This window comes from Colwellia sp. SU-HH00943 (assembly GCF_057546125.1).
Map to the genome: position 1 here is coordinate 1 of NZ_BAAJLW010000002.1, position 13,637 is coordinate 13,637.

At 36.9% G+C, this 13,637-nt stretch carries 13 protein-coding genes; 5 read left to right on the top strand and 8 right to left on the bottom strand.

Annotated features, from left to right (window positions below):
• Positions 1-514: 514 nt before the first annotated feature.
• From AC27GZ_RS05150 to AC27GZ_RS05160, 3 genes are all read right to left on the bottom strand, one after another.
• Positions 515-835 carry an SUI1 family translation initiation factor gene (locus AC27GZ_RS05150; RefSeq protein ID WP_487094521.1) on the bottom strand — a complete coding sequence of 107 codons (321 nt, stop codon included), beginning with the start codon at positions 833-835 and terminating at the stop codon, positions 515-517.
• Positions 836-1,037: 202 nt separating this feature from the next.
• The gene (locus tag AC27GZ_RS05155; RefSeq protein ID WP_487093839.1) at positions 1,038-1,964 is read right to left on the bottom strand and encodes an electron transfer flavoprotein subunit alpha/FixB family protein; all 927 of its coding nucleotides are present in this window, start codon (positions 1,962-1,964) and stop codon (positions 1,038-1,040) included.
• The gene (locus AC27GZ_RS05160; protein WP_487093840.1) at positions 1,961-2,713 is read right to left on the bottom strand and encodes an electron transfer flavoprotein subunit beta/FixA family protein; all 753 of its coding nucleotides are present in this window, start codon (positions 2,711-2,713) and stop codon (positions 1,961-1,963) included. The genes AC27GZ_RS05155 and AC27GZ_RS05160 overlap by 4 nt, the downstream gene beginning before the upstream one ends.
• Before the next feature lie 354 nt (positions 2,714-3,067).
• Here AC27GZ_RS05160 and AC27GZ_RS05165 point away from each other — a divergent pair, with 354 nt between their 5' ends.
• Positions 3,068-4,729 carry an electron transfer flavoprotein-ubiquinone oxidoreductase gene (locus AC27GZ_RS05165; RefSeq protein WP_487093841.1) on the top strand — a complete coding sequence of 554 codons (1,662 nt, stop codon included), beginning with the start codon at positions 3,068-3,070 and terminating at the stop codon, positions 4,727-4,729.
• A gap of 104 nt (positions 4,730-4,833) precedes the next feature.
• Here the strand turns inward: AC27GZ_RS05165 and AC27GZ_RS05170 are convergent, their stop codons facing one another.
• From AC27GZ_RS05170 to AC27GZ_RS05185, 4 genes are all read right to left on the bottom strand, one after another.
• Complete coding sequence (locus AC27GZ_RS05170; protein WP_487093842.1) at positions 4,834-5,625, bottom strand: DUF2884 family protein; 792 nt, start codon at positions 5,623-5,625, stop codon at positions 4,834-4,836.
• 2 nt (positions 5,626-5,627) lie between these two features.
• Complete coding sequence (locus AC27GZ_RS05175; RefSeq protein WP_487093843.1) at positions 5,628-7,316, bottom strand: flagellar assembly protein A; 1,689 nt, start codon at positions 7,314-7,316, stop codon at positions 5,628-5,630.
• 86 nt (positions 7,317-7,402) lie between these two features.
• The gene (locus tag AC27GZ_RS05180; protein WP_487093844.1) at positions 7,403-7,729 is read right to left on the bottom strand and encodes a hypothetical protein; all 327 of its coding nucleotides are present in this window, start codon (positions 7,727-7,729) and stop codon (positions 7,403-7,405) included.
• Between the two features lie 234 nt (positions 7,730-7,963).
• Positions 7,964-9,256 (bottom strand): CinA family nicotinamide mononucleotide deamidase-related protein, encoded by a 1,293-nt coding sequence (locus AC27GZ_RS05185; RefSeq protein ID WP_487093845.1) that lies wholly within the window; start codon positions 9,254-9,256, stop codon positions 7,964-7,966.
• Positions 9,257-9,352: 96 nt separating this feature from the next.
• On the opposite strand from AC27GZ_RS05185, the gene AC27GZ_RS05190 reads away from it, so the two are divergent.
• The 4 genes from AC27GZ_RS05190 to AC27GZ_RS05205 all read left to right on the top strand — a co-directional run bounded on the left by AC27GZ_RS05190 (position 9,353) and on the right by AC27GZ_RS05205 (position 12,686).
• Positions 9,353-10,117, top strand: a complete 765-nt coding sequence (locus AC27GZ_RS05190) for a DUF4097 family beta strand repeat-containing protein (RefSeq protein ID WP_487093846.1) — start codon at positions 9,353-9,355, stop codon at positions 10,115-10,117.
• A gap of 192 nt (positions 10,118-10,309) precedes the next feature.
• Positions 10,310-10,702 (top strand): hypothetical protein, encoded by a 393-nt coding sequence (locus AC27GZ_RS05195; RefSeq protein ID WP_487093847.1) that lies wholly within the window; start codon positions 10,310-10,312, stop codon positions 10,700-10,702.
• 92 nt (positions 10,703-10,794) lie between these two features.
• Positions 10,795-11,703: a 4-hydroxy-tetrahydrodipicolinate synthase gene (gene dapA / locus AC27GZ_RS05200; protein WP_487093848.1), complete on the top strand. Its 909-nt coding sequence runs from the start codon at positions 10,795-10,797 to the stop codon at positions 11,701-11,703.
• Between the two features lie 368 nt (positions 11,704-12,071).
• A complete protein-coding gene (locus tag AC27GZ_RS05205) occupies positions 12,072-12,686 on the top strand; it encodes a DUF2238 domain-containing protein (protein WP_487094522.1) in 615 nt (204 codons plus the stop codon).
• Here AC27GZ_RS05205 and AC27GZ_RS05210 read toward each other — a convergent pair.
• A complete protein-coding gene (locus AC27GZ_RS05210; protein ID WP_487093850.1) occupies positions 12,668-13,603 on the bottom strand; it encodes an RluA family pseudouridine synthase in 936 nt (311 codons plus the stop codon). The genes AC27GZ_RS05205 and AC27GZ_RS05210 overlap by 19 nt on opposite strands.
• Between the last annotated feature and the right edge of the window lie 34 nt (positions 13,604-13,637).

The following is a 13,637-nucleotide window of genomic DNA, read 5'->3' on the forward strand; positions in this document are numbered from 1 at the left end:
TTTAATAAAACAAACCAATAGCACTATGCCCCCACCTGATTCCATTCGCTTATACCTACAATAAATGCCACGGCGCACAGAAGTTAAACGCAGTTTCGCCGATAGGTAGAAAGCGTGTGGGTGTTCTTCTCTTTATGTGAGAGTAGGACATTGCTAAACTTCTATTAAGAGAAGCCCGCACACTGTGCGGGCTTTTTGCTGTCAGGGGTTTAATAAAACAAACCAATAGCACAATGCGCCCACCTGACTCCATTCGCTTTTAGCTACAATAAATGTCACGGCGCACAGAAGTGAAACGCAGTAGTGCCGATGGTAGAAAGCGTGTGGGTGTTCTTCTCTTTATGTGAGAGTAGGACATTGCTATACTTCTATTAAGAGAAGCCCGATTCGAAAGAGTCGGGCTTTTTGCTGTCTGGGTAAAAATTTATTAGTGAGTTCAAAGTAACTAATAAATAATGGAAAAGTAGATGAGCAGAAGTAAGTCAGATATACATGCATGATATATTATGTGTTGTTATCCGCCGATAAATTTAACTTTAAAACCCTCTTCTTCAAGTACTGATTTTATTTCTTCTCTTTTATCGCCTTGAATTTCAATAGTTTCATCAACTACTGAACCACCTGTACCGCATGTTTGTTTAATCTTTTTAGCTAATTTTTTCAATGATTTTGAATCTAGCCCTAAACCACTTATTGTTACAACTCCTTTGCCTTTCCTTCCTTTCGTTTCACGGCGAACATGCGCGTAACCATCACTGGCAGTAACTTCTTTAGTTTGTTTTTTTTGTTTAATACGTCCAGAGTCCGTTGAATATACTAATGATTCACTGTTAATTGAATTATCATGCGAAGTTTTAACAGGAGCTTTCCCAAATGCAGCAGCAAGATCTGCAAGACTTGATAATTTATCGCTCATAATATTTGTACCTTGGTAATCAATGTTGTGTAGTGAAGTTGTTTAGGGTATAAAAAAGCCACTACAACGAGTGGCTTTAGTATAACAGTTGAAGTTATTAAACTTTACCTATTTTCATAGGTTAAAGTTTGGCTTCAAGCTCAGGAAGTGCCTCAAATAGGTCTGCTACTACACCGTAGTCGGCAACTTGGAATATAGGCGCTTCTGGGTCTTTGTTTATAGCGACGATAATTTTAGAATCTTTCATACCGGCCAAATGTTGGATTGCACCGCTAATGCCTACAGCAATATATAAATCAGGAGCAACAATTTTACCTGTTTGTCCTACTTGCATATCGTTAGGAACAAAGCCAGCATCTACAGCTGCACGTGAAGCACCAATTGCTGCACCGAGCTTATCAGCGATACCTTCAAGTAGCTTGAAGTTATCACCATTTTGCATACCACGGCCACCAGAAATAACAACACCAGCTGCACCTAAATCAGGACGTTCTGATTCTGTCAGTTCATCACTGACATGGTTTGAAATTTCTGCATCTGTTACTGTATCTAGTGTAATAATCTCTGCACTACCATCTGTTGCGACGGCATCAAAAGCCGTCGAACGTACAGTAATAACTTTTTTACTATCTAGGCTTTGAACTGTTGCTATGGCATTGCCTGCGTAAATAGGTCTAACGAATGTATCGTTTGATTCAACGGCAATAATATCAGATATCTGGGTTACATCTAAAAGCGCAGCAACACGTGGCATGAAATTTTTACCAGTACTTAATGCTGTAGCAATAATGTGATCGTAGTCACTTGCGAGTTCGGTTACTAGTAAGCTGATATTTTCCGCTAACTGATATTCATAAGCAGAATTATCTGCAACAAGTACTTTACTGATACCGTTTATTTGAGATGCAGCTTCTGCGACAGGTTGGCAGTTAAAACCAGCAACCAATATTGTGATGTCACTACCAATAGCTTGAGCAGCAGCGACGGTTTTTAACGTTTCAGCTTTTAAGGTGCTGTTATCGTGTTCGGCAAATACTAAAATACTCATGAGATCACCTTGGCTTCATTTTTAAGTTTTTCAACTAATTCGTCAATAGTTTCTACAATAACGCCTGCTTGGCGATCCGCAGGTGGGGTTACTTTTAATAATTTAGTTCTTGCAGATAAATCAATACCATAATCTGCAGCATCTTTAACCTCTAAAGGCTTACGTTTTGCCTTCATAATATTAGGTAAGGATGCATAACGCGGTTCGTTTAAACGTAAATCGGTAGTGACAACTGCAGGCAGGTTAAGGGCAACAGTTTGTAAGCCACCATCAATTTCGCGAGTTACGTTTACTTTATCACCTTCAACTTTAACTTCGGAAGCAAACGTACCTTGAGCCATACCGGTTAATGCGGCGAGCATTTGTCCTGTTTGATTGTTATCACTATCTATAGCTTGTTTACCTAGGATAACTAACTGCGGCGACTCTTCATCAACTACTTTTTGCAATAACTTAGCAATGTTTAGAGAGTCTAGGTTTGTTGCGGCTTCAATTTGAATGGCGCGATCAGCACCCAAGGCTAATGCTGTACGTAACTGTTCTTGGCACGATTTGTCACCTATAGAAACAACAACAATTTCACTCGCTGTACCTGCTTCTTTTAAGCGAACAGCTTCTTCAACGGCAATCTCACAAAAAGGGTTAATTGCCATTTTCACATTGGCAAGATCAACATCGGAATTGTCGGGTTTTACACGTGCTTTGACGTTATAGTCAATGACGCGTTTTATTGGAACTAGTACTTTCATCGCTGCCTCTGGTTTTGCTTTTTAATGTCGAAAAATAAAGTTTCTTGTTTATTCTCAAAAGACTATCTATATTTGACGTTTACGTCAACGTAGTCTTGGTGAAAACTTTCAAACTGCTATACAATATTTAACAGATATCTGTTTGTTAAATATCAAAGGTAAGTTGAAAGTCGTTTAAAACTACTATCAATAGAGCATAGTAGTAACCGGTAATTTAGCTAGGTTAAGCTGAATAAAAATAAGCTATTTGTATCTTGCTCGATCACCTTTATTAAGATATTATCAAACACCTGTTTGAATATCAAACACCTGTTTGAATTTTTTACCTATTACCCTGTAATATGAGGAGAGAGCATGGAACGGGAATCAATGGAGTTTGACGTAGTTATTGTTGGTGCTGGCCCTGCAGGCTTATCGACAGCATGTCATTTAATGCAGTTAGCACAACAACAAGAGCAAGAGTTGATGGTTTGCGTTGTTGAAAAAGGCTCAGAAGTGGGCGCTCATATTTTATCAGGGGCTGTTTTTGAACCTCGTACTTTGAATGAGCTTTTTCCTGACTGGAAAGATAAAGGTGCGCCTTTAAAGACAGCAGTCTCTGGCGATGATATTTACCTTCTTAATAGTGATAGTAATGGTATTAAGTTACCTAATTTTGCTGTACCAAAAACCATGCATAATGAAGGTAACTATATTGCCAGCATGGGAAATGTGTGCCGCTGGCTTGCGGAACAAGCGGAGCAATTAGGTGTCGAAATTTTTCCCGGTTTCCCAGCACAAAGTGTTATTTATAATGATGATGGCAGTGTTGGCGGTATTATTACTGGAGACATGGGATTAGATGCTCAAGGAAATGAAAAAGATTCTTTTATGCCGGGTATGGAGCTTCGAGCTAAATATACTGTGTTTGCAGAGGGATGTCGTGGACATTTAGGTAAAGAGTTAATTGCTAAGTTTAATTTGGATGAAGATAAATCACCACAGCATTATGGTATTGGTTTTAAAGAAATTTGGGATATTGATCCTGACAAGCATGAAGAAGGTTTAGTTGTTCATACGGCTGGTTGGCCATTAGATAAAGAGACTACAGGTGGTGGTTATTTATATCATGCTGAAAATAACCAAGTGTTTGTAGGTTTAATTGTTGATTTAAACTACCAAAATCCTCATTTGAGTCCGTTCGATGAGTTTCAGCGTTATAAACATCATCCTAAAATAAGCCAATACCTTGAAGGTGGTAAACGTGTTTCTTATGGTGCTCGTGCTATGGCTAAAGGAGGGTTTAATTCTTTACCTAAAATGACGATGCCAGGTGCTTTATTGGTTGGCTGTGATGCAGGCACAATTAACTTTGCTAAAATCAAAGGTAACCACACGGCTATGAAGTCAGGTATGTTAGCTGCTGAAGCTATTGTTGAAGCACTAATTTCTAGTGATGGTATCGCGGAGGAAGGTAAGCAAGAGTTAACGAGTTTTACGCGTAAATTCAAAGACTCTTGGTTATATGATGAATTATATAATACCCGTAATTTTGGTCCTGCTATGCACAAATTTGGTACCTTTATGGGCGGTGTTTATAACACTATTGATCAAAACTTCTTTGGCGGGAAATTACCGTTTAATTTTAAAGATGACAGTTTAGATTATGCACAAATGAAATTTGCAGCTGATGCTCCCGTTATTCAATACGCCAAACCTGATAATAAGTTAAGTTTTGATAAGCTTTCTTCTGTGTTTTTGTCTAATACGAACCATGAAGAGGAGCAGCCTTGCCATTTAAAATTAACGAATAATGAAATTCCCATTACGGTTAATTTAGCTAAATATGATGAACCTGCTCAGCGTTATTGTCCCGCAGGTGTATATGAAGTTGAAAAAACTCAAGAGGGTGATCAATTTGTGATAAATGCCCAAAATTGCATACACTGTAAAACTTGTGATATTAAAGACCCAAGTCAAAATATTACTTGGGTTACACCAGAAGGCACTGGTGGTCCAAATTATCCGAATATGTAAGTATTGATTTTAGTGTAATGAGAAGAAAGCTGCAGTATTGTAAATATTGCAGCTTTTTATTTTTTAATGCTAGTGAGGCGATAAAATAGTTAATTCAATTGGTATTAATTGACTTTAATAATATTGAATTGACTTAAAACACTAATGGATTGATGCATTTTATTTTCCGTATCATTTAGTGCTCTCATGTGCGTACAAAACTGTTTTGCTTTCTTTTTGAGTGTTTTGGCATTAGCACTAATTTCAAGTTCTAGATCTTTGTTAATGTTATTTAAGCGTTCATCAAATGTTGAAATTCGGTGTTCACTATTTCTAGCATTTTCACTATCAGAGCTATTAATGATTGCTTCACCAACGGCTAATAAAATAGTGCCAATTGAATTTGAGATTATTTCTTCTATTTCTTGCTCAAATTGACCAGTAAAAATTTCATCGAAATCAGCAAAATCTTGAGGTGCAATATAGTAATTATTAGCACTGTGGTTAAAACGGGTTCGAATTCGCCACTTTAATTCATCAAATTTGGTCTGAATTTTTTGTTGTGTAGCGCTGTTTTCTCCCGTTAAACCGCCAATGACTTCGTTCACCGCTTTCAGGCCAATATCAACGCCTTCAATAGCAATTGATACAATTTCTGGAATTTGTTTTCTAATTCCGTTTGAGAAGTCACTTAAAACAGCTTGTTGATTGTGATCTAATTCAACTTCTCGCCCTTCAATAAATAATTGGGCAGCGCCATTAATTTGAATAATTGTTTTACCTTCATCAATGATGCGTATATGACTAGGATCTATGATTACCCCGTAATTTAAGTTTACCGAGCATTGTTTAGCTTGGCTGTTAAAGGCTATGAAAAATAGCAGGGGTATGAGTATTAGTTGAGTTTTAAATGTCATTGCTATGTATTTACTATCGGCTCAATATGAATTTTTCTATCTTTATAAATCATCTTACTTGGACCATATTCTCGACGAGATCTATCATGAAAGTCACCAACAATAAGCTCAACACCATGATAAATTTTTTCAGTTGCTTCAATATATACACTCTCCATGTATTCTTGAGTAGCTTTTTCATGCTCCTCTTTTTCCAGTAGAATTTCACCCAATCGTTTAGCGTGAAATTGATAAGTGGAAATTACCTTAGCTAACATTTCTGGTTTTGCTTTTTCTTTGGGAAGTTTTTTTAATTTATTCGCCGCTTCTTTTAATTCACTTGTTTTTTCTGAATCAAATTTTAGGCGCGATTCAATATCGTGCATTTGTTCTTTTAGTTTAACTATCTCATGCTCAAAATTGATAATAGTATTACTGCCTGCTGTTGCGCCAACAATACCGGCACTAACCGATGTACCTGCTTTAATATAACCACCAATAAGCTTGCCATTAGATTGCTCTTCAGTGCCTACTTTTAACTGACCATTAATATTCAGTAAACTATGCAATAGCTGATTTTCAATGCGTACATCTTTACCACAGTTGATTTGAGCGTATTGGCAATATTTTGCATAAATACTACCTTTGGCATTGACACTGACGCTCATTTTTACATCAGTAACTTTGGTTTTTTCGATATCATGCTTACGGCCAATAATACCACCAGATATAGTAATGTCGCCGCCTGCTTCTAGCATAGCTGACTCAACAAAGCCACCGACTGTAATATCACCACTGGCAATGACTTTCATGCCTTCAGTAACATCACCTTCGATCATAACACTGCCGGTAAAATTGATATTCCCTGTTCCAATAGTAACGTCTTTAATTTTATAAATTTCATCAACTTCCATGCCATTCGGAATCAGTTTAGGCAAGCCAACCATTTCAGAAACTAGTATATTTTCATTTTTTGGGCTAATGCTTGTACCTTCTCCAGGCACGAGCTCTACATCATTTCCAGGTTCAGCAGGTAAGGGCGTTGCGGTAACTGTATAACCTTGTTTGCCCGTAGTTAATGGGATTTTCTTTGCGAGAGGGTCACCCACTTTAACGCAGATAATGTCGCCTAAATCACGCATATCAACACTACCATCTTCACGCTTTTTAGGTCGTAGGATACGAGATTGAGCACTTTCAACGAGTGGCTTTATCTCAGCGTCTTTGCCATTAATGGCAAATTTACCCGTTGCTATCTGTAAATTTACTTGTGTGTTTGGTGGCGCTTTAGCGGCTAAATGGGCTAATTTTATTAACTCTTCTTTACTAAAACCTTTTTTAACGCCCATTTCTTGGGCAGCATTTAATATAGCTTTAGCGGATAAATTTTTGCCGCCTTGTGCAGGAGATATTTCAGCGGTAGCACCCATTTCATCATCATCTATCGTGACTGTAATTGTGGCATCAATCCGCTCTAATATTTGATAAGTGATTTCTCGGCCCGTTTGTTTATCTTGTAACGGTTTTAGTATGTCATTAAGTTCAGCAATAGCATTCTTAATATTTGCATTATTAATAGCTAAATCTGCGTACTGAGAGTTTTTTACTAACTCAAGTACACTCGCCTCATTGACTGCATCACCACCTTTAATCGGCGTTAAGTGTAAATCAATATTATCTTTGGCGTTAACGACTAAACTTAGTTGAGTCATAAAAGGTTTTCTCCGACATCATCATTAAAGTGATTAATGAACTACTTAGATGGCATAATAGTGTTTTTACTAATCTTAACTGGCTGCTAAATATAATTATCTTGATGTATTTTGATAAAAGATTTGGTATCTGTTTTGCTGTAATCGATTTTGTATTCTCTGCCGTCTAATGCTTGTACAAACAACAAAGTTTTTTCCTCACCAAATAGCTCCGAAGATTCAACATGTACTACATCTTGATATGCTTTTTTTGCTAGGGAACGCTTGGCAGGAATTTCACCTTTGTATATACCAATGCCTCTGTTACTTACAATAACAACCGGGTTTTCACCATTAACAATGAGTAGATCGAACTTTTTTACTTTATGAATGATCGTGTTTCGGCCACTAGTTATGAAATTTTTCTCTATCAAAATAGACTCCAATACTAAATACTGTCGTTTTTAGTTATGTTTATCACCATAGAATAAGTTCTTAACCATTTGAAATGGTATGGATTTTTATTGATGGTTTAATTTTAATTAATGCTATCATAAGGCTAATTGCTATAGTGTTAAATTTTACTGCACTAGCATCAGAAATTAACCATACATTTGTTTAAATATATAAACTTTTTATTGGCTTAGCAATGCGTTGTAAAAAAAAACCTAGTTAACTTGCTTATCAATAATATATTGAGGTATTTGTTGGCTGTTTATCAACTCTCTACGAATTAAATCTAAACCTATATTCGCAACATATTTTTGAAAATATACACGTGGTAAAGGCATTAATAAGCAAACAGCATTGAGTTTAGTGTTACTTCCCCAAGCAATCCAAACGGTACCTACAGGTTTATCTTCAGAACCACCATCAGGCCCAGCTATGCCAGATACTGCTATGACCATATCAGCGGATGACTTATGTAAAGCACCTTTAGCCATCGCAAGAACTGTTGCCTCACTCACTGCGCCGTTCTTTTCAATCACGGTTTCATCAACTTCGAGTAATTGTGTTTTTATTGTATTGCTATAGGTGACAAAACCAGCTTCAAAACATTGTGATGAACCTGCTTCTTGAGTAAGCAAGCTCGCAATTAAGCCGCCTGTGCATGATTCTGCTGTGGTTATTTGTAAGTTCTGCTTAGCCAATTCTTCCAATACATGTTTAGCTAAACTCTTTGGTTTGTCTTGTATTTGACCGATTAAGTGATCCCCCAGTAGATCTGCTATTTTTTGTTGCCAATGTATCTTTTGTTGATGACCCTGTTGAGTATTCGTTGATAGTTTTACTTCTAATAAAGGCATACCGGCACGAAAACCAAGCTCTATATCGTTTGGCCAATCAGGTAATTGCTCGTCGACCAGTTTTTGTAAGTTCGATTCACCTAAACCGAATACTTGTAATCGAGAAACGTCGGTAATTAATTCATTGGGAATATTTTTAATAATATCGGGCTTTATTTGCTCTGCAAGCATGGTGTTTAGCTCGCGAGGAACACCGGGAGTGCAATAAATATCACAATTCATATGATTCACTTTAAAGCCGACTGCACTGCCTTGTCTATTGGCAACAATCTCACAGCCTTGAGGAAGAATTGTTTGCTTTAAGTTTGGCGCATTTAATTTGGCCCCGCGTTTTTTACACCATGAGATAACATGAGCTAACGCTTGTGGGTGTTCTGTGAGCTCTACCTCACTTGCTAGTGCTAGTGCTTGAGCGGTTAAGTCATCAATAGTTGGCCCTAGGCCACCATTGATAATGAGAATGTCTGATTGTGCTGCAATTTGATTGATTTCACTGACTAATAAATCAAGGTCATCTGCTATGGTCACTTTGCGCGCTATGGTTAAGCCAATCTCTTTTAATTGCTCTGCAATCATAGCTGAATTGCTATCAACAATATCTCCCGTCATTAACTCATTGCCAGTTAAAAGTAGCTGTACTTTGGGCGCAATCATTTTATTTCCTAATTTATTTTTCTAGCTAATTTAAACCTTTTTAATGCATCTTTCATCTAATCATTTTAAGACATGAAAAACAGGACTAGGAAAAACATGAAGATATTATTAAAAAGTAGTTTATTAGTGTGTGCATTTATCAGTACATGTTCTTTGTTTGTAGAGGCAAAAGTTGTCGATAATATCGAGCGCACATTTGAGGTAGCTAAGGATAGTCGTTTTAGTTTGGAAAATATTAATGGCGCAGTTGAGATTAATAGCTGGAATGAGCAAAGTATAAAAATTGAAGCCACAATTGAAGCTGATACTCAGCAACAACGCGATTTGGTTGAGGTTAAAATGAAGCAAAATGGTCAATCAGTGAATGTAGAAACACATTATCATGAGCGTTCAGGTAGCAACAACCATCATTCAGCTCAAGTTGAATATAAAGTATGGCTTCCTAGTGAAACTCAACTAGATAAGATTGAATTGGTAAATGGTAGTTTGAAAATTTTCAATGTAAGTGGTGAGGTGAATGCTCAAGTGGTTAATGGTTCAGTAAAAGCAACCGGACTTACTAAAAACAGTGAAATAAGTTCAGTTAATGGCAGTATTAAAGTGACTTATCAATCACTCAGCGAAGGTATTGAGGAAATCGAGCTTGAAACTGTAAATGGTAGTATTAAGCTGTATTTGCCAGATGATCTTAACGCTAATTTTGATCTAGAAACTATGCATGGCAGTATTAAAACCGAGTTTGGCTTAAGCTCAGAAGAAAATATTTTTGCTGGCCATCACTTACGTGGTGATGTGGGAACAGGAGATATAAATATCACTATGGAAAGTGTTAATGGCAGTATAAAAGTACTGAAGAATTAATTATTTTTTTACAGTTAATACTAGAGCGATTTAACACTGAAAACCGAATGTAATCAAAATACTTGTAGTTAAATAAGCTATTCAGATTGGCTTTAGTCTAAATTATCTTTAAAATAACACCATCTCTTTTTAAAAACATAAGGGATGGTGTTTTTTGTTTTACTTTACTCAATTATTACTGAGCAAATTAACGTGAAATTTGATAGAGAATTATTATTCGGCCGTTGGTTTAGAAGTGATATAGATACTCAAAATCGAAAAGTTGTTGAGTATGCCCAATTAAGTGCAGACGGTAGCTTTGAATTTACTTTTATTACTTATGAAAAAGTTAAAGGTGGGGCTGAGCAAGTTATTGAGCAGGTAACTGAGTTAGGCGATTGGGGATTAGTAGCAGATGTTCATTTTACTATTACCAAAAATGAACTAATAGATGAGCAGTTATATAGTGTTGATCTTAATGATGCGAACAACTATCAAGCGTATCGAGTATTACAGCTAAATCACCAAACCTTTGAATATCAGCATCTAGAAACGAATGAAGTTTTTATAATGCGCAGAATTACTGATAGTATGGGACATTGTTAGTTGGACTTTGTAACTTGGAAATAGTTACTTGAACATAGCTATTTCTGCTAGTTGGTACTACCCACAAATTTAAGATAAAAATTAGGAAAATAATGAAGCAGTTAAAAGCAGCTAGTTTAATTACCGCAATTAAAACACCATATACCGATTCCGGTGACGTTGATTTAGCAACATACGATACGCTTGTGCAAAATCAAATTGATGCAGGTGTTGATGGTATTATTGTTGGAGGCACTACGGGTGAAGGGCATTTACTTAGTTGGGAAGAGCATCTGATTCTAATTGCGCATAGCGTACATAAATTTAGTGATAAGCTGTTAATTATTGGTAATACTGGCAGTAACAATACCAGTGAAGCTATTGAAGCCACTAAAAATGGCTTTGCTGCGGGAATGGATGCAACTTTACAGATTAATCCATACTATGGCAGAACATCAACGGCAGGTGTTCTTGAGCACTTTACTCGCACCTTAGATATTGGCCCTGCATTTATCTACAATGTGCCAGGACGTACTGGCCAAGATCTCACCCCTGATATTATTGAAGTACTGGCTAAACACAAAAACTTTATTGGTGTAAAAGAATGTAGTGGTAATGAGCGTATTGCTTATTATGAAAAACAAGGTATTGCGTGTTGGTCAGGTAATGATGATGAGTCGCATGACGGTCGACACAAATATGGCTCTCATGGTGTTATTTCTGTGACTTCAAATATAGTTCCTTCATTAATGCGTCAGTTAATGGATAATGAGAATGTTGAGTTAAATAATCGTTTACAAGATCTGATGCAATGGCTATTTTGCGAGCCTAATCCAGTGGCAATTAATACGACTTTGATGATGACTGGTGCTGTTAAAGCCAACTTTCGTTTACCATATATAGCTTTATCAAAAGAGCAACGCCAGCAGGGCTTTGAGTTGTTGAGTGCATTAAGTAGCGATGAAAGAGTAGGGCCAGCACTTTCTGTACTTAACGATGATGATTTCAATTACTGCGTATAATTAATAGTCTTTTTGTTAGTATCTATGGTATTACTTTAGTATTGACCATGAGCTTTTTGGATTTTGGGCTTATTAGGGATTAATACCAATTTGATTAAATTTCTTCCCTACTCAGAGCTATGCTCGATGTTCAATAACAAGGCAAATTTGTTTAGGTTTAGTCATTCTAAATCAAATAAATTTAATGAAGTTAGTGGGCATCGAGCAAGCTCCCAAAGGGCGAGTTTAAAAGGCTTACATGCTGCGTTATTGATTTTGACAAGGGAATAACCATTCTCTTCAATCAATGCTTTGCCTCTAAGCCTTTTAATTCTCGCTGAGTGGGAAAGAACTTAATCAACTTGGTATAATTGGTTATGAGTAATATCATCAAATATTTATGGGCTTTTATCTTTCTAGCGACTTTTATTTGGTCAGCTATCACACCGAAAGATTATTTTACTTGGTTTTTAGAAGTGCTTCCTGCACTGGTTGGTGCAGGGCTTGTGCTTTACACCTATCACTCCTTTAGATTAACACCAGTCTTGTATGTCTTGATTTTATGCCATTGCGTCATTCTGATGGTTGGTGGTCATTATACCTACGCTGAAGTTCCGTTATTCGATACCCTTAAAGAAATATTTAATTTAGAGCGTAATAATTACGATAAAGTTGGGCATTTTGCACAGGGCTTTGTGCCCGCTATTATTGCTCGTGAAATTTTGATTCGAAAAAATGCGGTGAATGGTCGAGCCTGGTTAAACCTTTTTGTTATTTCTATTTGCTTAGCCTTTAGTGCTTTTTATGAGCTTCTTGAGTGGTGGGTTGCTGCGGCTACAGGTGAAAATGCTGAAGCCTTTCTAGGTACACAAGGTTATGTTTGGGATACTCAGTCAGATATGATGCTCGCCTTAATTGGTGCTATTTGTGCGCTGTTAGTGCTATCCAAATACCATGATAAACAACTAGCAGTCTTAGATAAGAATTATTCGTCTAAAAACTGAGGCTTTAGGTTATCGGGCAGTTCAAAGTGTTTCACCTTGCCGGAAATAGGGCAATTAAAGGTTAATCGAATTGCACATAATTGTAAGTTTTGACTCTCGTTGTTATCAGCTTTGCCATGTAATCTATCACCGACCACGGGAAAGTTAATGCTGGCGGCATGAATACGAATTTGATGCTTTCTTCCTGTATCAATTTTTACTTCAATCAGTGATTGATGTTTGCTTTTATCATACGCTAAATAAGTAAAGTGACTACGCGCATTTTTACCGTCAACTTTTGTTGTGATCACATGTGTTTGGTTATGGTTAACCTCAATTTTACTGGTACTTTTATCGAGATTTTGCTGCTGACTAAAATCACCGTGAACAATAATCTGATAGTACTTTTCAAGCGCATTGTTTTTGCTGGTACGATTTTCAAACATGGTCGATAACGCACTTGCCGCTTTTTTACTATGGGCGATTAGGATCAATCCTGTTGCTGCTCTATCTAGGCGATGAATACTAAAGACGGCTCGCTCAGCATTGAAGTGCTGCTGTGCAAAGCGCATGATGGTACAATGATCACTCCATTTTGAACCCTGAGAAAGCATACCATAAGGTTTGTACCATACACTGTAGTCACCTTGATCACTAATCAAACTTGCCTGTGGAACTTCAGTAGCCAACACCGCTTCATTATAGTAAAAATGCAACTCGTCACCTGGTTGTAAGTTTTTTTTCACTCGGCGTAAACGTTGTGTATTTTTACCCCGTGTTAACCATAATGCACCTTTGGCAATGGCTTGCTTTAATTGAGCTTTTGTTAATGCGTTATCTGTATTTTCTAGACTCGCAAATAAAAAATTCAGTGCTGTATTACTTGGTGGTTCAGTTACTTCAGTAAATTTTATATGGTGCTCAAAAATGCTGGTCATTTAAGGAGATAAATTAGTAAAAATAATACGGGTT